The sequence below is a fragment of the uncultured Pseudoxanthomonas sp. genome (genome assembly GCF_947498795.1).
Taxonomy (GTDB): Bacteria; Pseudomonadota; Gammaproteobacteria; order Xanthomonadales; family Xanthomonadaceae; genus Pseudoxanthomonas_A.
In genome coordinates, this window is the sequence record NZ_CANMLQ010000008.1 from 21,807 (window position 1) to 48,209 (window position 26,403).

At 63.0% G+C, this 26,403-nt stretch carries 19 protein-coding genes and 2 pseudogenes; 6 read left to right on the forward strand and 15 right to left on the reverse strand.

Going from position 1 to position 26,403, the window contains the following annotated elements:
• Position 1: 1 nt before the first annotated feature.
• Entirely contained in the window at positions 2-2,176 is a 2,175-nt protein-coding gene (locus tag Q0907_RS15965; RefSeq protein WP_056881690.1) for an SEC-C metal-binding domain-containing protein, read from the forward strand.
• 29 nt (positions 2,177-2,205) lie between these two features.
• Here the strand turns inward: Q0907_RS15965 and Q0907_RS15970 are convergent, their stop codons facing one another.
• From Q0907_RS15970 to Q0907_RS16010, 9 genes and pseudogenes are all read right to left on the reverse strand, one after another.
• A complete protein-coding gene (locus Q0907_RS15970) occupies positions 2,206-3,528 on the reverse strand; it encodes a hypothetical protein (RefSeq protein WP_235578071.1) in 1,323 nt (440 codons plus the stop codon).
• Positions 3,515-5,551 carry a DEAD/DEAH box helicase gene (locus tag Q0907_RS15975; protein WP_056881691.1) on the reverse strand — a complete coding sequence of 679 codons (2,037 nt, stop codon included), beginning with the start codon at positions 5,549-5,551 and terminating at the stop codon, positions 3,515-3,517. The genes Q0907_RS15970 and Q0907_RS15975 overlap by 14 nt, the downstream gene beginning before the upstream one ends.
• Complete coding sequence (locus Q0907_RS15980; RefSeq protein ID WP_056881692.1) at positions 5,552-6,091, reverse strand: hypothetical protein; 540 nt, start codon at positions 6,089-6,091, stop codon at positions 5,552-5,554.
• 53 nt (positions 6,092-6,144) lie between these two features.
• Positions 6,145-7,806, reverse strand: a complete 1,662-nt coding sequence (locus tag Q0907_RS15985) for a hypothetical protein (RefSeq protein WP_155944769.1) — start codon at positions 7,804-7,806, stop codon at positions 6,145-6,147.
• Between the two features lie 614 nt (positions 7,807-8,420).
• On the reverse strand, positions 8,421-10,880 hold the full coding sequence (locus Q0907_RS15990) for a hypothetical protein (protein WP_155944770.1): 2,460 nt from the start codon (positions 10,878-10,880) through the stop codon (positions 8,421-8,423).
• Positions 10,881-11,020: 140 nt separating this feature from the next.
• Positions 11,021-11,950: pseudogene (locus tag Q0907_RS15995) on the reverse strand (OB-fold nucleic acid binding domain-containing protein); the annotation flags it as partial.
• Positions 11,951-12,036: 86 nt separating this feature from the next.
• Complete coding sequence (locus Q0907_RS16000; protein ID WP_299346747.1) at positions 12,037-14,487, reverse strand: TonB-dependent receptor; 2,451 nt, start codon at positions 14,485-14,487, stop codon at positions 12,037-12,039.
• A gap of 35 nt (positions 14,488-14,522) precedes the next feature.
• The gene (locus Q0907_RS16005) at positions 14,523-15,698 is read right to left on the reverse strand and encodes an SO2930 family diheme c-type cytochrome (protein ID WP_299346748.1); all 1,176 of its coding nucleotides are present in this window, start codon (positions 15,696-15,698) and stop codon (positions 14,523-14,525) included.
• Between the two features lie 8 nt (positions 15,699-15,706).
• Positions 15,707-16,942 (reverse strand): parallel beta-helix domain-containing protein, encoded by a 1,236-nt coding sequence (locus tag Q0907_RS16010; RefSeq protein WP_299346749.1) that lies wholly within the window; start codon positions 16,940-16,942, stop codon positions 15,707-15,709.
• A 119-nt stretch (positions 16,943-17,061) separates the two neighbouring features.
• Here Q0907_RS16010 and Q0907_RS16015 point away from each other — a divergent pair, with 119 nt between their 5' ends.
• On the forward strand, positions 17,062-18,114 hold the full coding sequence (locus tag Q0907_RS16015) for an AraC family transcriptional regulator (RefSeq protein ID WP_296278201.1): 1,053 nt from the start codon (positions 17,062-17,064) through the stop codon (positions 18,112-18,114).
• A gap of 21 nt (positions 18,115-18,135) precedes the next feature.
• Here the strand turns inward: Q0907_RS16015 and Q0907_RS16020 are convergent, their stop codons facing one another.
• The 6 genes from Q0907_RS16020 to Q0907_RS16045 form a co-directional block, all read right to left on the reverse strand.
• Positions 18,136-18,519, reverse strand: coding sequence for a RidA family protein (locus Q0907_RS16020; protein WP_299346751.1), 384 nt, complete (start codon positions 18,517-18,519; stop codon positions 18,136-18,138).
• A gap of 33 nt (positions 18,520-18,552) precedes the next feature.
• Entirely contained in the window at positions 18,553-18,933 is a 381-nt protein-coding gene (locus tag Q0907_RS16025) for a hypothetical protein (protein WP_299346752.1), read from the reverse strand.
• A 15-nt stretch (positions 18,934-18,948) separates the two neighbouring features.
• Complete coding sequence (locus Q0907_RS16030; protein ID WP_296278198.1) at positions 18,949-21,120, reverse strand: bifunctional (p)ppGpp synthetase/guanosine-3',5'-bis(diphosphate) 3'-pyrophosphohydrolase; 2,172 nt, start codon at positions 21,118-21,120, stop codon at positions 18,949-18,951.
• A gap of 125 nt (positions 21,121-21,245) precedes the next feature.
• Positions 21,246-21,545, reverse strand: a complete 300-nt coding sequence (gene rpoZ, locus Q0907_RS16035) for a DNA-directed RNA polymerase subunit omega (RefSeq protein WP_296278197.1) — start codon at positions 21,543-21,545, stop codon at positions 21,246-21,248.
• 225 nt (positions 21,546-21,770) lie between these two features.
• The gene (gene gmk, locus Q0907_RS16040) at positions 21,771-22,388 is read right to left on the reverse strand and encodes a guanylate kinase (protein ID WP_296278196.1); all 618 of its coding nucleotides are present in this window, start codon (positions 22,386-22,388) and stop codon (positions 21,771-21,773) included.
• The gene (locus tag Q0907_RS16045) at positions 22,385-23,245 is read right to left on the reverse strand and encodes a YicC/YloC family endoribonuclease (protein WP_299346888.1); all 861 of its coding nucleotides are present in this window, start codon (positions 23,243-23,245) and stop codon (positions 22,385-22,387) included. Before Q0907_RS16045 ends, gmk begins: the two co-directional genes overlap by 4 nt.
• A 111-nt stretch (positions 23,246-23,356) precedes the next feature.
• On the opposite strand from Q0907_RS16045, the gene rph reads away from it, so the two are divergent.
• From rph to hemW, 4 genes and pseudogenes are all read left to right on the forward strand, one after another.
• A complete protein-coding gene (gene rph, locus Q0907_RS16050; protein WP_296278195.1) occupies positions 23,357-24,082 on the forward strand; it encodes a ribonuclease PH in 726 nt (241 codons plus the stop codon).
• A gap of 38 nt (positions 24,083-24,120) precedes the next feature.
• Positions 24,121-24,514, forward strand: a pseudogene (locus tag Q0907_RS16055) (VOC family protein).
• 6 nt (positions 24,515-24,520) lie between these two features.
• Complete coding sequence (gene rdgB, locus Q0907_RS16060; protein WP_299346755.1) at positions 24,521-25,114, forward strand: RdgB/HAM1 family non-canonical purine NTP pyrophosphatase; 594 nt, start codon at positions 24,521-24,523, stop codon at positions 25,112-25,114.
• A gap of 110 nt (positions 25,115-25,224) precedes the next feature.
• Positions 25,225-26,379 carry a radical SAM family heme chaperone HemW gene (gene hemW / locus Q0907_RS16065; RefSeq protein WP_299346757.1) on the forward strand — a complete coding sequence of 385 codons (1,155 nt, stop codon included), beginning with the start codon at positions 25,225-25,227 and terminating at the stop codon, positions 26,377-26,379.
• Positions 26,380-26,403 lie beyond the last annotated feature (24 nt).

The window sequence follows — 26,403 nt, forward strand, 5'->3', positions numbered from 1 at the left end:
TATGAAAAACACAACGCGCACCGAACGAGAGATCTTTGCTGACTTAGAGGCGCTTTGCCTACAGCCCGGCTTTGTCCATGCGCTGGCCTACCTTTGCTTCAGAGACAACATGATTCTGTATGAGAAGGATGTCACGGTCGATGACCTGCGTGAGGTTTCTGGTCCCGACAGATTGATGCGGACTGAGCTCACCACCTTGCACGGCCTGATGGTCAAGGCACCCATTGATTGGACGTTGCCATCACGGGAACTTCAGCAGCGGTACGTAGACCACGCTGAAAGCCTACTCCTGGAGCTACATCATGTGCTATCGGCTGCCTTTGATATCGGCGAGGTAGCCGAAGCACTCAAGCAAGGAAAGGACGTCAATCCCTTCGATTCGGGTGCCGTCATGCGAGAGCCCATCTTCTACGCAGCCGAGTCGGCGTACGACTTTCAGTACTTGGATTTAGCAGTCCGGCGCTATGAGGCCGACAACGATTGGCTCCAGCGAAACCGCGGCTTCACGATCGGTCAGGCCTGCCAGGTGGCCGATAGCATCAGCCTCCAGTGCCAGGTGCGCTTTGAGTCCTTGCGTGAGGAAATGCGCGATCGCCCGGCCGACCAGTGGACCATGGTGCCCGGCTTTTCCTTCACAGCTTCGGACATCGCGGCGCACTGCGGCCTAGACACAGGCTTGGTCGAGCGGGTCCTAGACGCGTTCACACTTCCCGATAGCGCAAACAATGCCTCCTTTTCAAGCCTACAGGACTTCAATCACGTCACAGCAACGCCTTTGATTCGACAGCCCGATGGCCAGTACATGTCACTGCAAAACTACGCGCTTGCAGAGGCAATATACGATTCACCATTTCATTGGATGCTGACAGACAAGTCCTACCGCGCACAGCAGGACAAGAACCGCGGAGCATTCACCGAGAACTTTGTAGCCGAGCGCCTTGCAAGCGTATTCGGAGCAGAGAACGTCTTTCTCAACGTTGATCTTTGGGAAGCCAAAGGCAAGAAGGCTGGCGAGATCGACGTACTGGTGCTGTGGGCTGACAGAGCCATCATCGTCCAGGCCAAGTCAAAGAGACTGACCATCGAAGCCCGCAAGGGGAATGACCAAGTCATCCGAGACGACTTTCAGAAGGGCGTTCAGGATGCTTATGACCAAGGCTTGCTATGCGCGGAGTGCTTGGGAGACGCGAAGTATCAAGTCACGCTATCGGATGGGTCAGAAGTCGTACTACCCCCTCAGATTAACGAGATCTTCGTTTTCTGTGTCGTCAGTGACCACTACCCCGCTCTTACCTTCCAATCTCGTCAGTTCCTGAAAACGCGCGATGTACCGCGCGTGCGCGCTGCGTTCATCACCGACGTATTTCTCATTGATGTACTGACAGAGCTACTCACCAGTCCCTTGCATTTGCTGAGCTACATCGCCCGCCGGACGCGGTACGGAGATCGACTGATGGCTGCTCAGGAGATGACCATCCTGGGCTATCACCTTCGGCACAACCTCTGGTTTGATGACGAGCAGAAACTGGTGCACATGGATGAGGGGTTCTCGCTCGGCATTGACATCGCTATGGCCGCGCGACGACGCGCACTACCTGGCGCCGCGACGCCACCAGGGCTACTGACCCACCATGAAGGAACGACGCTAAGCCGCATCTTGCAAGAGATTCAAGTCAGACCTGAGCCTGCGGTTCTTGATCAGGGATTCCAACTGTTGGAGTTAGATGGCCCAACGCGGGACGATCTCAACCGGCTGATTGACGGGCAGGCGCAGCAGGCCGCCCGTGATGGCAAGCCGCACAGCCTCGCGCTCATGTTCGCGGATAAGAGTGGACTCACGGTGCTGATCAGTGCGGAAAATGACCTAGAGGCGTCTCAGAGGCTGGCCGTGCTGACGACGCGCCGAAAATACCTGCAGAAGGCCGACCTATGGTTCGGCCTGTGCCTGGCCCCAGACCAGGCCCGGCTAAGATTCGGCATGCGACTGGCAGAACCTTGGCATCAGGATGATCAACTCGATGCCGCTGTGGCCCGAGAGGAACAGGTCCCGCCAGTGTCACGGAATGCCGCCATGAGGCAAGTGCTTCGAGGCGGAGAAGGCAACCAAAAAATCGGTCGAAATGATCCTTGCCCATGCGGTAGCGGACGAAAGTGGAAGAAGTGCTGCGGCCCATGAATTCCGAGTAGTCGCTGGCGCCGTGCGCCCTATCGCAACTTCTTCTTTCCGCCTTTCGGGTTAGCAGGAGCGCCTCGTCGAGATAGCTCCGCCCGCAGCGCAGCGTTCTCCGCCTTGGCTACTGCGAGCTCTGATTCGGCTTCTTCCAAGCTCGTTCGCAGCTCATGTGTGTGGTCTTTATGCGTACTGGCATGGACTGCTCGCTGATAGGCCACTTGAGAGGACAAGCTCCTGTGCCCCAGCCTATGAGCGGTGCCGTGCATGACATCCTCCATCGCGGTCGAGTAGCCGCCCGCGCGCCGCGAGGAAAGATCGTCGCGCGTGGAATCCTCTGCATACTTGCGACGAAACGAGTGAACGCCCGCGCCGCGACCGGCCTCAACCCCAATTTTCCTGAAAGCAGAGCCAATCATCTGCGTTATCGTCTTGTTGCCCAGGGGCGTGCCGGTTTTCCCACTCACGAAGAGTCGACCCTTCGCTTCTTTCTCACTCCATCCCCCCTGAATCAGCCAGCGCTCTCGCCATTGAATGAATCGTGAGATGCGTAGAGCAAGCGTTAGAGGAACGCCAAATGAGTCAGAGTGTCCGCCTTTCTGAATCGCGGGTCGGATCGGAACGCCATCGCCAGGCATTTTCTCATTCGGATGCGTTGGAAAGTCACCGCTCTCCAGAAACGTCATTGTGCCGGCACGCCAACCTACACGTGATGCGAGCTCAAGAATGATGAGGTTTCGCTCAGCGATGAAAGGGTCGTTTGCCTCGGACAGGACTTCCGCGACCTTCCTTTTGTCTTGGCCGCTCGCAAAGTACTGAGCACCCGATCGATTCCCCAATCTCCCGAACAGCAGCGGATAGGCATTCTTGTCCAGACCACTTTTCCGTTTACTGTTAGCCGAGGGCATGTTGAGTGTCGATTTGATCGGCGCGTCTTCGCCGGGCCCAAGAATCGTTCCGCATCGCTCCGTCCGCTCTGCCCAAGCGTAGTAGCGGTAGATCCACTTGAGCTGGATATTGACCGTTCGCTTTGCTGCGTTCTCATTCCCCTTGCCACGCACCGATGCTTTCACCCGCTTAAGCGCAAGATCTTTGAATCCCCGTAGCTTGGCATTGTCGGCATCCTTCCAACTGGCGCTTGTGCCGTCCAGAAATCGCAGCCACGCCAGCAACGCGTATGACACTGCTTGCACCTTGGATGTGTACGCTTGGCTCGATCCACTCTTGGCCTCGGTCTCGGCGACATAGCACACGTAGTCATGAAACTCGTCCATGAGACGTAGCTTCGCGTTGTAGAAGACTGGCAAACGCTCAGTGCCGACTCCTACCCACTCCACCAAAGCTTCAGTCCTCGTCACCGAGCATCTCCATGATCTCCATGACAGTGGACATACCTACTTGGCGATTCATCAGAAGGCTACCGGCGCTGCCATGCTGGCGAGCACCGGCGTCTGAGACATCCCCAATGCCGCGTATTCTCATGTCGTGTTCGGCAAGAACGAATCCATCGTTGGTATCAACCAGCGCCTGTAGCCTTACATCTGCATCTAAACCCACCGCGCGGGGCAGGTACAAGTAGCAGTGACCCTCTCCCCCCTCCCGTGCCAAGCGCCCACGCAACTGGTGTAGCTGCGACAGACCAAAGCGTTCTGCATGGACGATAACGACGCCTCGCAGATTGGCAATGTTCAAGCCCACCTCAACCACGGTTGTGGCGACTAAGATGCGGGCAGCGCCCGTTGCCATGTCTTCGAAAGCCTGGTGTACATCCGCCTCACCCGAGGCCCCATGCAGGGCGCGCACTAATCCAGGGAACATGGTGCTCCACTTATGTGCCACGCGCGCCACCGATGGAAGGTCAGGCCCTTCATCGTCCTCCCCCTCCTCCCTCCGAGGACACACGATCAGAACTCGAGCGCCTGCATTCAGCAGGCTCCTGAGATGCTCAACCATGTCCGATGTGCCGTTTCGATGCACAATCTGGGTACGGATGTCTTGCGGACTGTGGCGTTCCGTCAATCGCAGCACATCCAACTTCCCGTACAGCAGCATGGCCTGTGTGCGAGGAATAGGAGTGGCGCTGATCTCGACAACATGCGTTCCATCCTTTACCAAGGCACGTCGCTGCTCCACCGAGAAGCGATGCTGCTCATCGATGACGCACACATCCAAGTGGCCAATGTCACGAAACAGTAGGGCCGTTGTTCCGACGAGCCAACGCGCGTTCGTCATCGCTCGATCATTCGTCTTCCCGGTAACCAGGGCGGCATCGAACTCAGGAAATAGACGACAGATCTCCTGATGAGCCTGCACAGCCAGTCGTTCGTTGGGCAGGAGAACGGCCGCGCGTGCAGCCGAACGGACAGCGGAGGCAACCGCCATTTGGTAGACGATCGACTTCCCCATGCCGACATCGGCATTGATTAAGGTAGAGGACGCCTCTGTCCCACCAAAGCGCTCTGTCAGGCGATCGACCGCCCTAGCCTGCTCGTGCGTGAGGACAAAAGGCGCACGCGATGCGAGATCCTGCCAAGGCGAGAGGGCCAGCGGCTTTCTCACCGCGACTGGACACTGCTTGGCTGCCCTAAGATCCCCCACCGTGATGAGCGCTGACAAACGCTCAAGGTGCCATTGCGCGCGCTCTCCCACGTCCGGCGACGAAGGGAAGTGGGCTCTAACCAGCAAGTCCTCTAGGGTTCCTTCGGGCCTTCCCAGCAGTCTTCTCAGTTGCCCGTCGCTCACAAAGGCTCGTGCCCTTGCTCGGAGTTCTGCAGCACACAGGGGGATGGTAGACGGCAGTAGAGCTGCCATGACTCGACGGGCCATGGCCAGGGACAGCACCCGCGCCTTGCCTGGGTAGTGGGGCACTACCGCACCAATCAGACTCTGATCCAGCAATGTCGGATTGTTCAAATAGACATGCGCGCCCACCTGGGTAAGCGTACCCGCGAGTGCGATCGGCCCCTCGGACTCTTCGAGTGTCTTCTGCAGCGTTCGCGCATCGCCGAAGACCGAGAAACGTAGCTGCATCCCCTCCTCATCAAGGAGTGCCCCTTGCGCTTGCGGGCTGCGCTTGCCTCCCCAGCGCCCTGCACCCCACTTCGTACGCATGTTGCCTGCGTAACGTCCCACAACTACAACTTCCTGTCCCTGGCCGGTAAGGCCAAAGAAGCGCTCAATGGGTACTCGCGCATCTAGATAGCGCGACGGAAGGTAGAGCGGTACCTGCCACCGCTCCACCAGGCCCGTGGACTGGAGCTTTTTAAAGCCCTTCGCGGGCTCTATACCCGCACCCAGAGCCACAGCAAGTGCCAGGCCAGGAGCGAGGTCATGATGGTGATACATGGCGGTGATTTGCTGTCTCTGTTCTGGCGGCATCATCTATCGAACCGACTTGAGGCTCGTCGTCTTACGCAAGGTCTTAGTTAGCGCTGCGATTTGCTCATGTGCCTGAGCCAGTTCGCGCTCTTTCTCCCTTAGCAGCCCCAAGGTTCCCTGGTGCGCCCTCTTCTCGGCACCGAGATCTCTCCGGGCCGTGCGGACTTCGGCTCTTGCCTGACGATACCCCAGTAGTGCTCCGGCGCGCTTAGCGCGCTCGACCTCCGCCTTCTCCTTTGCATCTTCCACAGCAAGCTCAGGATTCAAGGCTCTCCGACAAGCTTCGGCTGTGACCTCCAACTGGCGAAGCAACTGGTTGATAGCCAGATGCAGCGAGGCATTAGATTTGAGCGTTTGGAACGCCGTCTTGCGAAGAAGCGGTTCGGACTCACGGACCGCCGCAGAGTTCTGACTACCATCCCAGGCACTGAAGCTCCGAAGACTGGTCGGATACCACTCAAGCTGTTTTGGATGCTCCGAGCCGACGCACACGGGAACTCCATCACGCGCCCAGCGCGTCATGAGATCCTTCTTTGCACTCATGGCAAGATCTGCCTGAGCACGCAAGCGACGTGAAACATGCTGATCAGAGACACTCATTCCGGCACCTTCTTTCCTGGTGGCTTGGTCAGTGGGCATCGCTGACGTTGGATAAGCGACAGTTCCAACTCTACAAGCTCTCGAGAGCACGAGGCGGTGGCGCGAAGAACTTGCGCTTCTCGCGGGTCGGTTGCCAGAGCTGCCTGCTCATCCAGGCGCTTGGCATCCTGCTCCACGTTCAGCAAAAAGGAGCTCGATGTACTGTGAAATACACAGGCGCCGCAGATATCCACTCCTGCCAGCTCCCTACGAATTGTCCCCTCCTTGCTACAACGCCCTCTCAAGCCGACCCGCGCGCCAGATTCTTCCGCCCAACAGACCCCATGAGACATCGGGGTTGGCGCGTACCCCCTGCTCTTAAACTGCTTTCGGATTTCGCTTTTCAGGGTCGCTGGGTCGCGATCAGGAAACTCGACGTGCCGCCAGATGCGCTGAATCCAACGATGTACACGCCTCGTCATTGGCCCCCCGGCACCGTCGGAAGTTAGCATCGCATCCAACTGCGCATCCGCGTAGTGGCGCTGGGCTTCTGACATCTCTTGCTCTGGGAAACAATCCGCTCTGTGCCGATGTAGTGCCTCAATTCGATCTGCCTTGTCTCGCATGGCTGGGTCGGTGATGTAGACCCTGGTCGTTTCGAGATCAAAGTGTGCAAGGAACTCCGACAAGGCCTGCAACTTGGGGTGTTCCCATCGATAGAAGTACACCAGCGCAAAGAAACGTCGGAACATGTGAGTCTTGCGTTCAGAATCAGCAACTCCCGCCAGCGAATACAGTTCCCCGCTGTGTTCGTCAAAGGAAAAACCAAACATGGCGCTCGCATCCCCGAGAAGCGCCGCGCTGCCGGGGAAGGAGAACAGCTTCTGGGCACGCCTATCCTGATCCGAGGTTCCGACCTCCTCGCCGGGAAGAGCGGCGGCCCTCAATCTTGTCAGCACGTCCACTGCATGCACCGTCAGCGCTGATGCCGGCATCTTCATCCAGGCATTCCAGGTCTTCTCGATGTAGATGTCCAGGGCATATGCATCGATATCGGGATCAATCTTCTCAAGGCACGCCGCGTAGATGCCCCATGGCCGACTCCCCTCTCCGACTACCTCATTCTTTCTTCTTGCTTGCGTAATGGCAATCAGGACGAAAGCCGCCGTCAAGAGATTCTTCACCAGCAGGGAGATGCTCTCACCGGTTGCAGTGGTGAACGAGGCCACTTCATAGGGAAAGTCCACACGCGACTTTAGCTCTGCGTATCGTTCACGTATCGCTGCATTCACGCGCGTGCTGACGTTCGCCTCGCCTTTGTACTCAGATGCTGTCCCAACAAGCGTCTCTCGCCAGAACGCCACGAGCTCGATAACTGCATCAGCCTTGTTGTAAAGCCACTCAAGCGACTCCGCTAGCAACTTAGCAGCATCCTCCACCGTCAAGTTGGCGGTCCGCCCATCCGGAATCCCGTTGGCAAGGCGCGCATGAAGCCGGGCGTTAGCGAAGGGTTCAAAGCTCAGCCTGTCAAGCGTCGCGGGAAGAATGCAAAGTCCATTCAGTGCACCGAAGCAGTTCTTGAACGACGCCTCGGACCAGGGCTGCATATCGTCGCTTCTCCGTTCCGCCCCGACTGTCACCTTCTGCATCAGACCAGCTATTTCCTTACGGAGGAACATCGGATACTCCCGCGATGTGACTACGTATCCAAGGTAAGAGGAGAGTCGCTCCGAAGAGATGCTGCAAGTCGCCCCATCATGAGATGAAGCAACCTGCAGAAGTAGGGCTTTATCGTCTTCGCAGCGCCTGACTAGCTCCCTCAGCTCGGCCTCCGTGTTTAGGGCGCTGAACCACCCCTTGGGTTGCAACTCGAGCGCCAGCCTCCTCATATCGTCCAAGGTCACATCGGCCAACTTGTAGATCCGATTCTTCACGCACCATGCGAAAAACCTGGACGTATGATTGAGCGAGTTGACCGCTTTACCTAGAGCGTCATGCCCGGTCCCGGCTGACAGAACGTTGCAAAATTGCGCGCGCGCAACATCTACCCAGTGCGGAAATTTCCCAAGAGTGAAGCTTTCCGAGAAGGGTCCGTCAGGACCATTGGCTGGCAGCGGAATTCGGGAGAGGTCGATGAGCCTAATCTTGTCACCGTTGGCCACCCGTAGAACCGGGTCATTCCAATCGCTTAGAATCCTTCTATCTCGTGCAACTCCCGTGGGCCAAGCGCCCTCATCTGAATCTCGGTTTGGCGATGGCGCAATCAAACCAGCGTCAACTTTCACGCCTTTTTTCATACCCTCTGCTCCAGCAAACACGCATACTCGGAGTCCGAGATGAGTGCCCAGAGTGCGGCTGTAAACTCGATCCGTGGAAGATGGACCTTGGAGAATCTCTCCGATGATTCAGCGCGTAATCTTTGCCAGTTCTGTGCGTAGTAGGCCCTCTGTCGAATGAGATGCATGACCCTGATCTTGTCCAGTACCAAAGGCTGCTCTGGGTCAACCATCCAGACGTCACACTCCGGCGGCATCAGACGATCCGTCACCGCACTGTCACTCACGGGAAATAGCAGCCTCTTGTCCACGTACGAAAGAGGCATCCCGCTCTTTGTCACCGCATCCTCGCCACCAGCGGCCCACACAATCGAGGCGCTTAGCACCTTCTGGAACTTCGCAATGTTGGCTGAGTTCAATACCCGAAATACGGTACCGTCAAGATAGCCCGCAGTTGTCCTGATGCTTGTGTGCCCCAGGCGTCCTTGTGTCGCATGTGGATCGTCATGGCTAAGATAGTCAGCACCCGCGCTCTGATTTCGAAGCTGCTCCCGTGTAAAGTGCGGAAGCTCGTAGTAGGCAATGAATCTCGACAGAATTTTATGGTCTGTACCTCGCCCAAAGACTCGACGGCCCACCCCTTTCTCGATGAAGGTAACAAACAAGCCTGGCGATTCGCGAGACCAGTAGCGATCGACGTTGGCGTTGTGCTCAATCATAAGATCGATGCCAGCCTGAAGGAGCTTATCGACCGGCTCCACACTGGCGTTTTCCATCTCTCCATTTTTTCCCTTCAATGACTGGAACTCCAATCGCGCCCCCTCGCGACGAACCCCATTAGCCTCCAGATGCTTCACCGTGTCGCGATTCCATGAAGTGACTATCTGTATCTTCATTTCAATTGCCAACTGAACCCAGCGTGGCACCCACCAGATCATTTGAATGGCAAAAGAGTAGAATGGTGATGAACGACCTCCGCACCAGTTCACCAGTTCTGGGTACTCTTCGCTGATCCGTCCGAATGCGCGGTTGAAGCGACCTTGGTGGACATTCGAACGAAGCTCCCTATCGCGAGCCTCTCGATAAAGCTCGTGCTTCTGAGCGGCAAAGAAGGTGACTCTTGCAATGTCCTCAGTGGCAGCACCTCTCAGCCATTGCCGGAAATCCTCTCGCCCGTCACCAAGCCCCTTCATTTGATCCACGTAGGACCGGAAAGAGTCATCAACGCCCATCTCACCGGCGCGAAGCATGAATTTCCGCCAGTTGATGAACTCTGCTAATGCATGGTCACACGCATTCTCGATACGCTTCAGCCTATCTTCCAAGTGTTCCGCAGCACGCTCTCTACTCAGTGCGCCATCACCTCCTACGACGTGAATGATTGGAGGGCGGTTCTCCGGCGATATCGCTCCAGGATCGGCAACCTCACTGATGAGTCCGCGACTTCTTCTCGCCCAGTGCTTCGTGCTATCCAGTTGAACCTTGCTCGCACGAGTTCCTAGCGATTGAAATGCGCCATGAAAGGCCTCTTGGAACGCGCTCAGGTAGCCGCTTCTTGACCGCGGCTCTAGAGGGCGGGCATCACAACATGAGATCAGTGCATTGGTGAGAACTTGGAGATCATCTTCCTGAAGAATGTCAGATCGTGAGCTTAGGATTGCACGAACCCTAGCTTGCGAAATGCACGACGTCGCGCAGATCCATTCAACGTGACGCATCAGCCTTTGGAAGTACTGATGACTTACGGGAGTTGGCATCGCATCCAACACTTCCGTCAAGAGGCCGCCCTGCCGAACTCCCAGTTGTTCGAAGTCCACAACGTACCCTGGGTATGTCCTACGTCCGTGGGGGTTGTTCTCTGTCGGGAGGAAGACTAAGTTGCCTTGGCACGCTTTGAATTTGACGGCGGCCGCGTTCATTCTCTCTTGAAGTGCCGCCCACTCCCCGGTTCCAGGGCCGCCGGGAAGTCGCAGCCGTAGCTGCGAGAAGATGACAACCAGGCGCGCTCGTGGCCCCTTTGGCGTTACGCTTATCGCGCTGCTAGAGAAGCCGCGGGCTTCGGCTTGTTCGATGATTGCGCTGGCATGGCAGACTTTCGCTTCGTTACGCTTCTCGCAGATTGCATAGTCTGCGAGGAATGCTTCCATCTTCTTAATCACCGCTTCCATTCTAGAGGGCGGATAAACCCGCCCCACTAGACGCGTCACCAGGGCTTTCAGTGAAGAGCGGGGAAACGCTTCGCTTTCCAAACACTGTGTAGCTCCGACCCACACGAGATCAGCCTGCTCTTTCAATGTGGATTGAATGCGCTCCAGAAGCTTTTCAGTCCATCCACCTGCTGGCCGAAGCAAGGGGATTTGGATCGCGCCACATTTGGTGTGGACAGCCACCGTTGCCTTGATGTCTTTTGGACGGCGCGCCCGAGCGCCTTCCCGCCAGGACTCCTGGATGGCATCTAGTAAGTACGCCAGGAACAACTTGACATGCCATCGAAGGGCACCCCGCTTACTCTGAGCGCTTAAGGTAAGCCCCGCCCTCTTTCCTTCAGGCTTTGGTAGCCTATTGGAGCTCTTCTGCATCGAAAAGGTCTTCTGTGTACGCCCATCGATGCTAACATTCCGGTGCCTACGTCACCCTGCACCAGCCGCAGCATCGGCGACGGTTTGGCGATGTCGTCGCGGATCTGCGTGAATACCCGCTTTTGCGCGCCGGTCAGCGTGAAGGGCAGCGCCTTCAGGAGTGCTTTCACCAGCCGGCCCTTGCCCTTCAGCGCCGGTGCTCCGTGCCGCTGCAGGGCCAGCCGCTGCCGGCGCAGGCTCAGGTGGTGGGCCAGCAGCTCCTCGAGCGCCAAGCGTCGCTGCGCCGGATGCGTACCGAGGGCGAGCGCGGCGACGTCCGCATCGCGCGGCGGCCGATGCATGGTGAGCAGCGCCTCGCGCAGCGACGGCAACCCAAGCCCGTCGAGCAGCGTGGCCGGCAACAGCTCCAGGCGCGCGTTGTCCGGCAGCCGCTCCAGCGCCTGCCCGACCAGCTTGCGGATGCTCGCCGGTCCGAGCCCTTCGATGGCCGGATAGACCGGATCCAGGGCGTCACCGAGCGCCGCGTCATCGTCGTCGCCCAGGATCCGATAGCTCGGGTGGACGATTTCCAATCCGTGCTGGCCGGGCTTCGGCGTGCCGTAGCACCGGATGCGCGCACCCACGGCGAACTGCGCGACCTGGGCGGCGCGGAAGTGGAAGAAACGCAGCACCAGCGACCCGGTCGATGCATCGCCCACCGCCACCCTCAGCACCGGGCGATACCGGAATCCACGTTCGACGGCCTCGACGCGTCCTTCCACCTGCGCCGGCACGCCCGGTTGCAGCAGGCGGATCGGGGTGATTGCCGTGCGGTCTTCATAGCGCAGCGGCAGGTGCAGCCACAGATCCTGCATCGTCTGCAGCCCGCGCGCGGCGAGCTTCTCCGCCACGCGCGGACCGACGCCGGGCAGGCGACTGAGGGGTTCGGCGGAGAGATCGATGGACGGCGTGTCGCGACGTGCGGGCATCGCACAAGGATGCCGGGAACCACGCAAAACAAAAACCCCGGCATCGCGCGATGCCGGGGATCGTGCCCGCCGCGTCTTCGCGTGGATCAGAACTTCACGGCGACTTCCATCCCGTACGTGCGTGGCTCGGTGATGGTGGCACCTACCACCCCCAGCGGACCGCGACCATAGGTATTCAGCCCTTTCACATACTGGTTGTCGAAGACGTTGTTGCCGTAGATCGCCCAACTCCAGTGACCCTGTGGCGCGGTCCAGCCGATGCGCACGTCGGTACGATCGCGCGCCTCGCCGATGTCGAGCAGCGCGTTGACGCCGCAATCGCCCTGCAGGTCCGAGCCCGCGTTGCAGCGGCTGCGTCCGCGGTAGGCATGCCGCGCGGAGACGCGCAGCGCGCCATGGCCGGCCAGATCGACCTGGTAAGCCGCGCCCAGTGACGCGGTGAAGCGCGGCTCGCCCGTCGGCTCACCGTCCAGGTCCACGCCCTCCGGGGTCACGTAATCCTTGTACTTGGAGTCGATCCATTCCGCCTGCGCATCCAGTGTCAGGCCATCGGTCACCTTCCAGCGCAGGTCCACGTCGAGGCCGGTGGCTTCCAGGTCGCCGGTGTCGAACACGAAGCGCGGGATGTCGACCGGATTGTTCGGGTCAGGATCGATCAGGCGCACCGACTGACGGTTGTCGTAGCGGTAGTGGAACAGCGACGCGTTCCAGGCGAAGCGCCCGAACGACTGCTTGATGCCGGCTTCCAGGTTCCAGACGTCCTCGTTCTCGAACGCCGGCCCGATCTGCAGCGCGTTGAAGCCGCCCGCCTTGTAGCCCTTCGCCAGCGAACCGAACACCATGGTGCGGTCATCCAGGTGGTAGTCGACGACGAAGCGCGGGCTGACGTCGCTCCAGCTGCGCTTGTCGCGTACCAGCACGCCCTTGTTCACCATCGCCGGCGGATCGATGAAGGCCATGTCGAACGTGAGGGTCTCTCGACTGATCGGGATGCCCATCTGGCCCAGCGCGGCGAAGAAGCCCAGGGATTCCAGCAATGCCAGCTTGGCTTCCAGCTCGGGCGCGTTGCGGGGCGTATTGAGCCAGGTGAAGTCCTTCTCGTCGCGCGTGTAGCGCAGGCCGAAGGTGAGGTTGAGCCTGTCGGTCGCGCGCCAGATGACGTCGCCGAATGCCGCGTACGCCGTGGTCGACAAGGTGTTGTTGAAGCGCTCGTTCCAGCGGTCGCCCACCAGCGACACCGGTATGCCGCTCATCTGCGCCAGCAGAGAGGTGAAACCGAACAGGCTGCCGTCCGGCGTCGGCGCGATGCCGAGATTGCGCACGATATTGTCGACCGCTTCGGTATTGGTGTTCACTTCGCTGGTCTGCCGCGCATCCTCCTTGAAGAAGCTGGCCCCGGCCACCCAGTCCAGCCGCGCATTGCTGCCGGCGAACTTGAACTCCTGGTAGAAGGTCTCGTTGCTCTCGGTGTTCACCGAATCGATGTACAGGTCGGCGCGGTTGGTGCCGTCCTCTTCGGTCTGGTTGAGCGCATCGTACTGTCGCCATGACGAGGTCGAAGTGAGGTTGCCCCAGGTGAAGGCGTGGTCGACGATCAGGGTGACGCCATCGAACGTGCGCCACTCGGCGTTGTCCGCGTCGCTGTAGGTCGGCACGTCGCGGGGATCGAGGTAGTCGTCCGGATCCACGGGTACGGGCGGCCGCAGCGGGTACGCAGGCAATGGCACGATGCCGGTAGTGACGCGGCCATTCTGGTCCAGACTTTCGTGGTCCCAGCTCAGCAGGGCCGTGGTGTTGTCGCCAACGCGCACCTGCCATGCCGCGCGCGCCGCCCAGACGTTCTCGCCCCCCAGGTCCTTGCCGGTGGTGCCATCCTGGAACCAGCCGTCGCTGTGGTTGAACAGCGCGTTGACCCGCAGCGCCGAGGTGTCGCCGGTCGGGATGTTCCACATCGCGTAGGCGTACTGCTTGCCGTAGTTGCCCAGCCGCAAGCGCAGCCTCGCCTCGGTTTCGTCCTGCGGCCGCCGCGTGACCAGCGAGATCGCGCCTGCCGCGGTATTGCGCCCGAACAGCGTGCCCTGCGGTCCCTTCAGCACTTCGATGCGCTCGACATCCAGGAATGGCAGCAGCACGCCGCCGCCCCGGCCGCCGTAGACACCGTCGACGAAGATGCCCACCGCCGGATCGGTACCGATGCCGAAATCGTTGGTCTCCACGCCACGCAAGCGGAACGAAGGCTGCGTGGGCTGGGCGGCGTCCACCACTAGGCCGGGCACGAACGCATCGATGTCGCCCAGGTTCTCCGCCGCCACGTCATCCAGCAGCTGCTGGTCCACGACCTGCAGCGCGATCGGCACGTCCTGCAGCTCCTGCTGTCGGCTTTGCGCGGTGACGGTGATGGTGTCGAGATTGGTGGCCTGCTGTTCGCCCTCGGGCGTCGCCTGCCCCCACGCCGTCCCGCTGGCACCCAGTGCCACGCAGCCGCCGAACAGCGCGCGCCGAAGCCCCACCACCAGATTCCGTTGCATCACTTTCATCACGCCCTCCCGGAAGCGTTGTGCGGATACCGGCCTCAGATGGCCGGCGGTGTTTCATTGCCCGTAGTCATCCCCGTATCGCAACTGCCGGACTGCGCATCGATCCAGGCGCGGATCAGCGCCACGCCTTCGCGATGGACGACCGAGCGCCCGACCTCCGGCATCATGATCGCGGGGTCGTCGCTGTCCAGCCTGTAGTCGAAGATGGAATCGGCGGCGTGGCCCGGCACGATGTCGTATCGCCGGTTGCCCGTGCCCTTGCCCGCCGCGATCGGCTGCTTGCAGAAGCCCAGTTTCAACCGGTCCTGCGTGTGCGCGTCCAGCCACAGGCCGGACGTGATCGCCGGGCCGGTGGCGCTGTGGCAGTGACCGCAATTGATGTCCAGGTAGGCGCGCGCACGCGCATCCAGCGATGCCTGCGGATCCATCGCGTCGGCCAGCCGGGGGGGAGCGGCCGGTACGCCGGTCAGATAGCCCACACGCACGAGATGCGCCAACTGGTTCTCCGTGCCGCCCGCGTAGTCGAAATCCCGGTTCAGGTGTCGTGCCTTCGGCCCGATCGGCAACAGCTTGCGCGACCTGTTGTCGGTGATGTGGCAACCGCCGCACTGGTTCTGGTCGGGGACCTGGTAGTCGGCGGCTTCGCGCATACCCTGCGCATCCACCAGCGCAAGCGGCACCAGGTCGCCCGTGCGCTTGAGCGTGGCCTGGGTCTGCGCCGCATTCCAGACATAGGGCAGCGCCACCCATCCTTCGGCCCGATGGACCAGCAGGCGCGTTTCGATCAGGCGCACCTTGGCCAGGTCCAGCGCCTCGCCCTGCAGGGACGACTGTGCAGGCGGCGTGCGCGCCACCGAGGTGCCGTCCCATGTCGTTCCCTCCGGCAACGGGTAGTAGAACGTCTTGCTGAGGATGGTGCCGACGGGGAAGTCGAAGCTCCGCTCGGCCTGGTAGGTGGCCGACGTGCCTGCCGGCATCCAGACGGTGCGCAGCTTGTGGGCGTAGTCGCTGAACAACGGCGTGTTGAGGTCGTAAGGCACCACGCCCTCGCTGAGGCGCAGGCGTCCGTCCTCGATGCGCACCACGCCCCATTCCTCCAGCGTCGCCGGCTGCCCTGTGGCGAAGAAGTGCACGCGATGCGCCGGCCGGCACGCGGCGACCGCCATGCAGGCCACCAGCACGATCATCCCTGCCGCCGTGCGCGACCGCATGCGTCGTCTCAGCCGCGTTTCAGGTCGACGGCCGGCAAGCGCGGCAGTTCGCACTCGTGGATCTTCGCGTCCTTGCTGGGCGCCTTGTATCCGCCGGGACCGTCCGCGTTGACCACGCCATTGACGTTGCGGAGGCATATCTGCGGACCCACCTTCTTCCCGTCCACCACGCGCTCCTTGTTGAAGTAACCATCCCACAGCACGTCGGGGAAGTTGCCGCGCAGGCCGTACGTGGCCACCTTCAGCGCCTTCAGGTCGAAGCCGTCCGGCGAGTCGCCGCCACCCGACAGGGTGTTGCCATGGACATGGATGCGCTCCGGATAAGGATCGAAGTTCGGCGACGCGCTGCTGTCCTTGTAACCGGTCGAGTACACGCTGGAGACGATGATGTTGGCGGTCGCGTTGTCGCGGATCTCGTTGCCGAACACTTCGATGTCGTCGTTGGAATTGATGACGATGCCGGATCCCGCCGGCACGCTGGCCACGGGGGTGCCCTTGGCACCGAAGTTCTCGTGGTTGTTGGCGATCACCTTGTTGGCGTAGACGCGGATGTTGCCGCCCTGTTGCGACAGGCCCGGCATGTTGAACACCAGGATGCCGCCGGTGTTGCCAGTGGCGACGTTCTCGTAGACGTCGGCGTTGATGGTGTTCTCGATCTCGATGCCCGCGACGTTCTGCTCCGCGCGGCTGCGGCGCACGATCACGCCGTCCGACTGGCCCACGTAGATGCCGGCATCGGACGCACCGATGGAGACCGTGTCTTCGATCAGCACGTTCTTCGTCAGCACCGGATAGATGCCGTAGGCGCCGTTCTTCGTGCTGGGTCCGCCCGTCCATTGCACCTTGACGCCGCGGATGGTGATGTTGGACGACTCGCTGATCTTCAGGCCGTCGCCCCTGGAGTCCTCGATGGTGAGGTTCTCGATGGTGAAGTCGTCGCCGTTGACCAGCAGGCCCTCGGCACCGGCTTTCTGTCCCTTGAAGCTGAGCACCGTCTTGTCCATGCCGGCCCCGCGGATCGTCACCCCGTCCGCGCGCAGGCTGAGGCTGCGATCAAACGCATGTCGGCCGGCCGGGATCTCGATGACATCGCCCGGCTTGGCGTCAAGCAGGCGCTCCTGCAGGGTGGCAGCGAACGCGGTATCGGCCGCCGCCACGGCGGCAGCGTCGGAAGCCTTCTGCTGGCAGGCTCCCGCCAGGAGCGCCAGCGCGCCCGCCACTGCCACGGAAATGGTGCGCTGCATGAGTCTCCCCTCCCATACGCCTGCGTAGTGCCGGTCAGTCTGGTGCGCCGGCCTATGTGACGCGGAGGGCGGGAGCGGCATACTACGGGGGGCAAAGCGGACAAGCTGGAGGAGCTCCGATGCGCTGGAAAACCGGACTGGGCAATCGCCTGTCGATCGCCAACCTGCCCACCAACATGCTGTGCGGCCTGGTGCTGCTGGCCGGCGAATTCGGCGTGAAAGCGGAGAGCTGGTTCGCCGGCATGCGGTTGAACGTGCAGGAGATCCACGACCCGCAGGCGCGCGTGTCCTACCGCCAGGCCAGCGAGATCATCCGCCGCGCGCTGCCGACCCTGCCCATCGACGGCGTGGGGCTGGCCATGGGCGAGAAGCAGAACGGCGGCAACTTCGGCCTGCTGGGCCTGGCGATGAAGACGGCACCCACGTTCGGCGACGCCGTGCAGATCGGCCTGGAGTACCAGCGCAACCTCGGCCCCCTGATGGACCTGGACATGCAGGACCGCAACGACGGCAGCCTGGCCGTGGTCGCGACCGCGCCGGAGGAGGCCGCGGACCTGCTGCCGTTCCTGTGCGAGGAGATGTTCGCCAGCACGCTGATGCTGGCCCGTGAACTGGTCGGGCCGGAGTTCCGGCCATTGCGTCTCGAACTCGGTTATCCGGCGCCGCGCTACGCCGCGCGTTACACCGACCTGTTCGGGTGCGACGTCCGCTTCAACCAAGCGCAGCACGCGATGGTGGTCGACCGGCGCTGGCTGGAGCTGCCCTTCGCCAGCTACAACCCGGTGACCTCGGGCCAGGCGCTGGCCCTGTGCCGTGCACAACTGACGGCGATGTCGCTGCGCGGCGAGACCACCGCCGCCGTCGAACGGCAACTGCGTCCACGGCTGCGCGACAACCCGCAGATGACCGACGTGGCGGCAGCACTCCACCTCAGCGAGCGCACGCTGCGTCGGCAGCTCGCCGAGGAAGGTACCAGCTTCAGCGCCGTGCACGACCGCGTGCGCACGGAGCGCGCACTGGAACTGCTGCAGGACGCGGAAATGACCATCGCCACGGTGGGCACCCAGATCGGGTTCAACGACGTGCGCGAGTTCCGGCGCGCGTTCAAACGCTGGACCGGGCATACGCCCAGCGAAACCCGGCGGCCGCCCTCATCCCGCGGCACGGCCTGAAGCACGCACGCCCGGCAGGACTCAGTCGAGCACCATCACGGCATCGACCTCGAACGCCGCGCCCTTCGGCAGGCCGGATACTTCGATCGTCGAGCGTGCCGGATACGGCGCGGCGAAATAATCCTGCATCACCGCATTGACTGCAGCGAACTGCGACAGGTCGGTCAGGTACAGGCCGAGGCGCACGGTGCGATCGAGCGAACCACCGGCCGCTTCCGCCACCGCCTTGAGGTTGTCGAACGCACGGCGCGCCTGCGCGGTGATGTCGCCATCCACCAGATTGCCGGTCGCCGGATCCAGCGGGATCTGGCCGGAGAAGTACACCGTGCTGCCCGCGCGAACCGCCTGCGAATACGGGCCGATGGCGGCGGGTGCCTGCTCGGTGTGGATGATCTGCTTGGTCATGGTTCGTCCTCGATGATGAAAGGTTTGGCAGCGTCAACGCAGAATCTCGGGGCGAATGTCATCCCCAAGCGTGAAGTCCCAATCGATACGAACCCTGTCGCCCATCGCTCCCATCGATGCCAGCAACATGGGGTCGGGCGCGCCTTCGGGCGTTCTCAGACGACGGAAGGCGCCAATCGAGACATCCCAGTCGTACACATACAGACCAACGGACGCATAGTCATCCCACACCTGCGCCGACCCCCAGTTGGGTGTCTCGATCAGTGACAGCACGGCATCCAGCGATTCCATTGCCTCCATGGCGAATCCTGGCGCCATCCCCGAGCCCGCAGTAGCGAATAGCGCCAAGCGCCCCTCCCGATCGATTGCGAGCCAGTCGAACTCGACGCCGACAATCTCGTGGGCGGGTCGCATACGCTCGTGGATGCCTTACTGGCGACGGACGCCGTGCACGACATTGAGGCGCCGCAACCGGCGCATCACTTCCGCCAGGTGGTTGCGGTCGCGCACCTGGATCGAGAAGCGCAGCACGGCGACGTTGATGTCGCGCTCGAGGTATTCGACGCGCTCGATGTTGGATTGGCTCTTGGCCACCGCGGCGGCGACCTGCGCCAGCACGCCGGGACGGTTCTCCACGTCGATGAGCAACGCGGCGTCGTAGTCGCCGGTGACCTTCGCGTCCCATGCGATCGGCACCCAGCGCTCCGGCGACTTGCGGAACTCGGTGACGTTGGGGCAGTCGAGCCGATGCACCACGATGCCCTTGCCGGCGGTGTGGTAACCCATGATCTCGTCGCCCGGAATCGGCTGGCAGCACTGCGCGAAGCTGACCACGCCGCGTTCGCCGCCGGTGATCAGGATCTTTTCCTGCGAATGCTTGGAATGCCCGCCACCGCGCAGCTCGGCGAACGCGGTCAGCGCCTGCGCCGCCTGCGACGGCATCCAGTTGCCCAGCGCGACATCGGCCAGGAAGGCCTCCAGGCGCGGGTACTTGTGCTCACTGAGGAAGGCCTCCAGGCGCTGCTGCGGCAGCCGCTCCAGCGAGCTGTCGAGGTCCTCCAGCGCGCGGTCGAGCATCCGGTGGCCCAGCTGCACGGCGTCCTCGTGTTCGAGCTGCTTCAGCTGGTGGCGGATGGCGGTCCGCGCCTTGCTGGTGACGACGAACTCGAGCCACTGCGGCTTCGGCGCCGCGGACTTGGCGGTGATGATCTCCACGCTCTGCCCGCTGGCCAGCTTCGTACGCAAGGGCACCAGCTTCTTGTCCACGCGCGATGCGACCGCCTGGTTGCCGACATCGGTGTGCACCGCGTAGGCGAAGTCGAGCGCGGTGGCATTGCGCGGCAGCGACAGGATCTTGCCCTTCGGCGTGAACAGATAGACCTCGTCCGGGAACAGGTCCACCTTCACGTTGTCGAGGAACTCCAGCGACGAGCCCGCCGCGCGCTGGTTGTCGATCAGCTCCACGATCCACGCATGCGCACGGTTCTGCGCGCTGTTCGGGGCATCGGTGCCGAACTTGTAGGTCCAGTGGGCCGCGATGCCGCGCTCGGCGACCAGGTCCATCTCGGTGGTGCGGATCTGTACCTCGATCGGCGACCCGTAGGGACCGAACAGCACCGTATGCAGCGACTGGTAGCCGTTGGCCTTGGGAATGGCGATGAAATCGCGGAACCGGCCGTCCAGCGGCTTGTACTGCGCATGCACCGCACCCAGTGCGTGGTAGCACGACGGCACGGAATCCACGACGACGCGGAAGCCGAACACATCCATCACCCGATCGAAGCTTTTGCCTTCGCCGCGCATCTTCTGGTAGATGCTCCAGGGCGTCTTCACCCTGCTGACCAGGCGATGCTCGATGCCTTCCTTCGCCAGGCGCTGCGAGAGGTGCGCCTCGATCTGGGCCATCGATTCGCGACGCATCACCGGCTGGCTGCGGATGTGCTTCTCGATCACCGCGTGCCGCCACGGATGCAGCGCGCGGAACCCCAGGTCCTGCAGTTCCGACTTGACCAGGTTCATGCCCAGCCGCTGCGCGATGGGCGCGTAGATCTCCAGCGTTTCGCGCGCGATGCGCCCGCGCGCCTCGGCACTCTGCGCGCCCAGCGTCCGCATGTTGTGCAGGCGGTCGGCCAGCTTGATCATGATGACGCGCAGGTCGCGCGACATCGCCAGCAGCATCTTGCGGAAACTCTCGGCCGCCGCTTCCTGGCGATCGCGGAACTTCAGCTTGTCCAGCTTGGTGACGCCTTCGACCAGCTCGGCGACCGATTCGCCGAACTCGGCGGCGATGTCGGCGCCGGTCAGCGGCGTATCCTCGATGGTGTCGTGCAGGATCGCGGCGATCAGCGTTTCGGCATCCATCCCCAGCTCGGCCAGCACTCCGGCCACCGCCACAGGATGGGTGATGTAGGGCTCGCCGGACTTGCGGGTCTGTCCGGCATGCGCGGCCGCGCCGACTTCCCACGCGCGCCGCAGCAACGGCAGCTGCGCCTTCGGCAGGTATGCCACCAACTTCTCGAACTGGGCGACATACTCCGGCACGCTTTCGTCACGGGACGAAGCAGGGCTGCGGAGCGCCTTGGCGGTACGGCCGGAATTCATGCCGCCAGACTATGCCAGTCGCGTCTCCACGGCAACGCGGAACCGGACCCCGGAAACGCGGAAAGCCCGCTTGCGCGGGCTTTCCGGTGATCGTCCGTCCCGATGGGAACGTCAGACGCCGTCGATCAGTCGTCGCCCTTCGACAGGTCGTCGTCGGCCACCACTTCGGCTGCGGCCCATTCCAGCGCTTCGCGTTCGGCGCGCTCGCGCTCGGCCTTCTCGACGCGGTCGATCAGCTCGTTGTCGATCTTGCGCGCGGCGATCTCGCGCAGCGCCAGCACGGTGGGCTTGTCCTGTGCTTCGTTGTTGTCGATCTGCGGTTCCACGCCGTTCGCGAGCTGACGGGCGCGCTTGGCGGCCATCGTGACCAGATCGAAACGGTTATCTACGACTTCCAGGCAATCTTCGACGGTGATGCGGGCCATGCGGGCTCCCGGCGACCGGCTGGCCGCCCAGTGAATACGGAAAGGGGCCGGGATTGTAGGCAGACAGGCCTGGCAATGCAAGCCTTTCCTTGAAAATCAAGGATTTAAGGCGCCGCTACGGGTCCCTGCCGTCATAGAGCTGAGCTGGCTCCGCTGGCTGTAGGCATCCCGCCGGACCTCGGTACGCGCGGAGCCTGGCAAGCGAGGCTCTGCGAAAGCCTGGCGCTACTCCGCCAGCAACGCGGCGATCAGATCGGCGTGGCGCACGTCCTGCGCCTCCCGGCGCAGGCGGCTGGCGGTGAAGATGGTGTGCATCTGCTCGACCGCGGTGTCGAACACGTCGTTGACGATGACATAGTCGAACTCGTCGTAGTGCGACATCTCCTCGCGGGCCGCCGCCAGACGACGCTGGATCACTTCTTCGCTGTCCTGCCCGCGGTTGCGCATGCGCTGCTCCAGCGCGGCGCGCGACGGGGGCAGGATGAACACGCTCACCGCGTCCGGCACTTTCTCCCGTACCTGGCGGGCACCCTGCCAGTCGATCTCCAGCAGCACGTCCTTGCCGGCGTCGAGCTGCGGCTCGACGGACTGGCGCGCCGTCCCCTTCCAGTCACCGTGCACTTCGGCGTACTCGAAGAAATCGCCGGCCCGGATCATCGCCTTGAATTCGTCGGCGCTGATGAAGTGGTAGTGCTGCGCATGCCGTTCGCCCGGTCGCGCCGCGCGCGAGGTGAACGAGATGGACAGCGCGATGTCGGCATCGCGCGCCAGCACGGCGTTGACGATGCTGCTCTTGCCCGCGCCCGACGGCGCCGCGACGATATAGAGGGTTCCGCGCTTCATTCGATGTTCTGCGCCTGTTCGCGGATCTGGTCGATCAGCACCTTCAGTTCCACCGCGATGTTGGTGGTGCGGATGTCGACGGACTTGGAGCCCAGCGTGTTCGCCTCGCGGTTGAACTCCTGCAGCAGGAAGTCCAGCCGGCGGCCCTGCGGCTCCTTCTGGGTGAAGACGCGGCGGATTTCCTTGACGTGGCTGTCGAGGCGGTCGAGCTCCTCGTCCACGTCGAGCTTCTGCAGCCACAGCACCAGTTCCTGTTCCAGCCGTCCCTGCTCCATGTTCTGCGCCACGTCGGCCAGCCGGGCTTCCAGCTTCTGCCGCTGGCCGGCGCGGATCTGCGGGATCAGCGTGCGCACTTCCGCGGCCAGCGAGGCGATGCCGTCCACGCGCTCCAGGATCGCGGCCACCAGCTTGCCGCCCTCGCGCTCGCGCGCGGCGACGAACTGGTCGAGTACCGCATCCAGCAGCGACAGCGCCTCGGCCTGCAGCGCCTCCATGTCCACACCCCTGGTCTGCAGCACGCCCGGGAACTGCAACAGGTCGGTGAGCTGGGTGCGCAGGTTGGGCATCCGGTCGGACAGGTCCGAGGCCAGGTCCGCCAACTGCGCGACGACGCGCGGATTGAGCTGCAGCGCGCCACCGCCTTCAGGCGCACGCAGGCGCAGGGTCAGGTCGAGCTTGCCGCGCGACACGCGCGACGCCACGCGCTCGCGCAGCGCGGGTTCCAGCGCGCGCAGTTCGTCCGGCAGACGCACGCCCAGTTCCAGGAAACGGTGGTTGACCGCGCGCAGTTCAGCCGCCAGCGTGCCGCCGTCGGTGGCGCGTTCGGCGGTGGCGAACGCCGTCATGCTGCGGATCATGCGGTTGCCCATCGGACCAGTGAGCGGCGCATCTTAGCAGCCCGCACGGCGGCCGCCGGGGCGGGCGGAACGCGACTGCTAAACTTCCCCCCCCTCATCGCGGATGTCCCCATGTCCTTCTCCCGCCCCAGCGGCCGCCTGCCCGACCAGATGCGCGACGTCGGCATCCTGCGCAACTACACCCGCCATGCGGAGGGCTCGGTGCTGGTGAGCTTCGGCCACACCCGCGTGCTGTGCACCGCGACGGTGGAAAACAAGGTGCCGGGCTTCCTGCGCGGCAAGGGCGAGGGCTGGGTGACGGCGGAGTACGGCATGCTGCCGCGTTCCACGCATACCCGCAGCGATCGTGAGGCCTCGCGCGGCAAGCAGGGCGGTCGCACGCTGGAGATCCAGCGGCTGATCGGACGCACGCTGCGAGCCTGCGTCGACCGCGGCGCGCTGGGCGAGCGCACCATCACCCTGGATTGCGACGTGCTGCAGGCCGACGGCGGCACGCGCACCGCGGCGATCACGGGTGCCTACGTCGCGCTTGTGGATGCGGTGAACTGGCTGAAATCGCGCAACGAGATCAAGCGCGACGTGGTGCACGGCGCGGTGGCCGCCGTGTCGGTCGGGATCTACCGCGGCGTGCCGGTACTGGACCTGGACTACCCCGAAGACAGCGACTGCGACACCGACATGAACCTGGTGATGAACGACGGCGGCGGTTTCATCGAACTGCAGGGCACCGCCGAAGGCCATGCGTTCCGCCGCGATGAACTGGATGCGCTGTTGGCGCTGGGCGAGAAGGGCATCGGCGAGCTGTTCGCCGCCCAGCGTGCGGCGCTGGCGGGCTGACCCCTACCCTGGTCGGTCCCTTTCGACGGATTCCCCGCATGTCCCAGACCCTCAGCCTGGTCACCCTGGTCGTCGACGACTACGACCACGCCATCGCTCACTACCGCGATGCGCTGGGCTTCGAGGTGCGCGAGGACACCGACCTCGGCGGCGGCAAGCGCTGGGTGCGCGTGGCACCGGCCGGCGATGGCGGCACCGGCCTGCTGCTCGCCGTGGCCAGCACCGCCGAACAGCGCGCGCGCATCGGCGACCAGACCGGCGGCCGCGTGGCCTTTTTTCCTTCAGACGGACGACTTCTGGCGCGACCATGCGCGCATGGTCGCCGCCGGGGTCGAATTCCTGGAGACGCCGCGCGAGGAAGGCTACGCCACCGTCGTCGTGTTCCGCGATGCCTACGGCAATCGCTGGGACCTGCTGCAACCCAAGGGCTGATCCGCCATGAAACTCGTCCTCGCCTCCTCCAACCACGGCAAGCTGGAAGAACTCCATGGCCTGCTGGCCGATACCGGCATCGAACTGGTCGCGCAGTCCGACCTGGGCGTGGATGACGCCGAGGAAACCGGCACCACGTTCGTGGAGAACGCGCTGATCAAGGCACGCCACGCCAGCCTGCAGACCGGCCTGCCCGCACTGGCCGACGATTCCGGCATCTGCGTGGATGCGTTGGACGGCGCACCGGGCCTGTATTCGGCGCGCTACGCCGGCGAACACGGCAACGCCGAGCGCAACATCGACAAGCTGCTGGAAGCGCTGGACGACGTCGACGGCGAACGTCGCGGCGCGCACTTCTACTGCGTGCTGGTGCTGCTTCGCCACGCGGACGATCCGCAGCCCCTGATCGTCGAGGGCGAGTGGCGCGGCGAGATCCTGCGCGAGCGTCGCGGCAACGGGGGCCACGGCTACGATCCGGTGTTCTTCGATCCGCAGCGCGGACAATCCGCCGCGGAAATGCCGCTCGAAGACAAGAACCGCATCAGCCATCGCGGCAAGGCGCTGGCCGGCCTGAAGCAGCGCCTGCTCGAGACCTGGTAGGCGCGGGCCATGCCCGCGATGCTTTTCCGCAGACCCCGCGAGACGAAGCATCGCGCCCACCGGGCGCTCCTGCCGATGCTTGAACGGACGACAAGACTGGCTTACCCGACATGCTGATTCCCCCGCCCCTCTCGCTCTACGTGCACCTGCCGTGGTGCGTGCGCAAATGTCCGTACTGCGACTTCAATTCGCACCAGGGCAACGGCGCACTGCCGTTCGACGACTACGTGGATGCGCTGCTGCGCGACCTGGACCACGACCTGCCGCTCGTATGGGGCCGTACCGTGCACAGCGTGTTCTTCGGCGGCGGGACGCCCAGCCTGTTCCCGCCGGATGCGATCGACCGCTTCCTGCAGGGTGCGAGCAGTCGGCTGCGTTTCGCGCCGGGGCTGGAGATCACGCTGGAGACCAACCCGGGCACGGCCGAGCACGGGCGTTTCGACCGCTATCGGGCGGCGGGCGTCAACCGGATCAGCTTTGGCATCCAGAGCTTCGATGACGCGAGCCTGGAAAAACTCGGCCGCATCCACGACAGCCGCGAGGCCGAGCACGCGGTCAGGCTGGCGCAGGATGCCGGCTTCGACAACCTCAACCTCGACCTGATGTATGCCCTGCCCGGCCAGACCCTGGCCATGGCCGAGCACGACCTGCAGCGCGCGTTCGCCTTGCAGCCCGCACACATCTCGCATTACCAGTTGACGCTGGAACCGAACACCGTGTTCTTCGCGCGGCCACCGCAGGGCATCCCCGACGACGATCACGCATGGGACATGCAGGAGCATTGCCAGGCGCTGTTGGCCGACGCGGGGTACGCGCACTACGAGGTCAGTGCATACGCCCGTCCGCAACGCCGCTGTGCGCACAACCTCAATTATTGGCGTTACGGCGATTACATCGGGATCGGCGCCGGCGCGCACGGCAAGATCACCGCGGGGGCGACGCAGCGGATCCTGCGCCGCTGGAAGATCAAGCACCCTGCCGCCTATCTCGCCGCCGCGGGCACGCCGGCGGCGATCGGCGGTGACGACGACATCACGCCGGATCGCCGGCCGTTCGAGTTCATGCTGAACGCGTTGAGGCTGCAGGAAGGCTTCGCACTGGCGGACTTCACCGCGACCACCGGCCTGCCGGTATCGAACATCGCCGGTCCGCTGGAACACGCCTTGCAACGGGACTGGCTGGACGTCTCGCAGACCCATGTGCGCCCCACGGCGCTGGGACGCCGGTTCACCAACGATGTGGTCGAACTGTTCCTGGACAGCTAGGCACCCGCCTGCCGTGAGATGGCG

Coding starts and splice junctions, on each gene's coding strand:
- Q0907_RS15965 (WP_056881690.1), top strand. CDS start 2: ATGAAAAACACAACGCGCACCGAACGAGAGATCTTTGCTGACTTAGAG.
- Q0907_RS16020 (WP_299346751.1), bottom strand. CDS start 18,519: ATGACCAAGCAGATCATCCACACCGAGCAGGCACCCGCCGCCATCGGC.
- Q0907_RS16010 (WP_299346749.1), bottom strand. CDS start 16,942: ATGCAGCGCACCATTTCCGTGGCAGTGGCGGGCGCGCTGGCGCTCCTG.
- Q0907_RS15980 (WP_056881692.1), bottom strand. CDS start 6,091: ATGAGTGCAAAGAAGGATCTCATGACGCGCTGGGCGCGTGATGGAGTT.
- Q0907_RS16000 (WP_299346747.1), bottom strand. CDS start 14,487: ATGAAAGTGATGCAACGGAATCTGGTGGTGGGGCTTCGGCGCGCGCTG.
- Q0907_RS16005 (WP_299346748.1), bottom strand. CDS start 15,698: ATGCGGTCGCGCACGGCGGCAGGGATGATCGTGCTGGTGGCCTGCATG.
- Q0907_RS16045 (WP_299346888.1), bottom strand. CDS start 23,245: ATGATCCGCAGCATGACGGCGTTCGCCACCGCCGAACGCGCCACCGAC.
- rpoZ (WP_296278197.1), bottom strand. CDS start 21,545: ATGGCCCGCATCACCGTCGAAGATTGCCTGGAAGTCGTAGATAACCGT.
- Q0907_RS15975 (WP_056881691.1), bottom strand. CDS start 5,551: ATGATGCCGCCAGAACAGAGACAGCAAATCACCGCCATGTATCACCAT.
- rdgB (WP_299346755.1), top strand. CDS start 24,521: ATGAAACTCGTCCTCGCCTCCTCCAACCACGGCAAGCTGGAAGAACTC.
- Q0907_RS16025 (WP_299346752.1), bottom strand. CDS start 18,933: ATGCGACCCGCCCACGAGATTGTCGGCGTCGAGTTCGACTGGCTCGCA.
- Q0907_RS16015 (WP_296278201.1), top strand. CDS start 17,062: ATGCGCTGGAAAACCGGACTGGGCAATCGCCTGTCGATCGCCAACCTG.
- Q0907_RS15985 (WP_155944769.1), bottom strand. CDS start 7,806: ATGTTCCTCCGTAAGGAAATAGCTGGTCTGATGCAGAAGGTGACAGTC.
- gmk (WP_296278196.1), bottom strand. CDS start 22,388: ATGAAGCGCGGAACCCTCTATATCGTCGCGGCGCCGTCGGGCGCGGGC.
- rph (WP_296278195.1), top strand. CDS start 23,357: ATGTCCTTCTCCCGCCCCAGCGGCCGCCTGCCCGACCAGATGCGCGAC.
- Q0907_RS16030 (WP_296278198.1), bottom strand. CDS start 21,120: ATGAATTCCGGCCGTACCGCCAAGGCGCTCCGCAGCCCTGCTTCGTCC.
- hemW (WP_299346757.1), top strand. CDS start 25,225: ATGCTGATTCCCCCGCCCCTCTCGCTCTACGTGCACCTGCCGTGGTGC.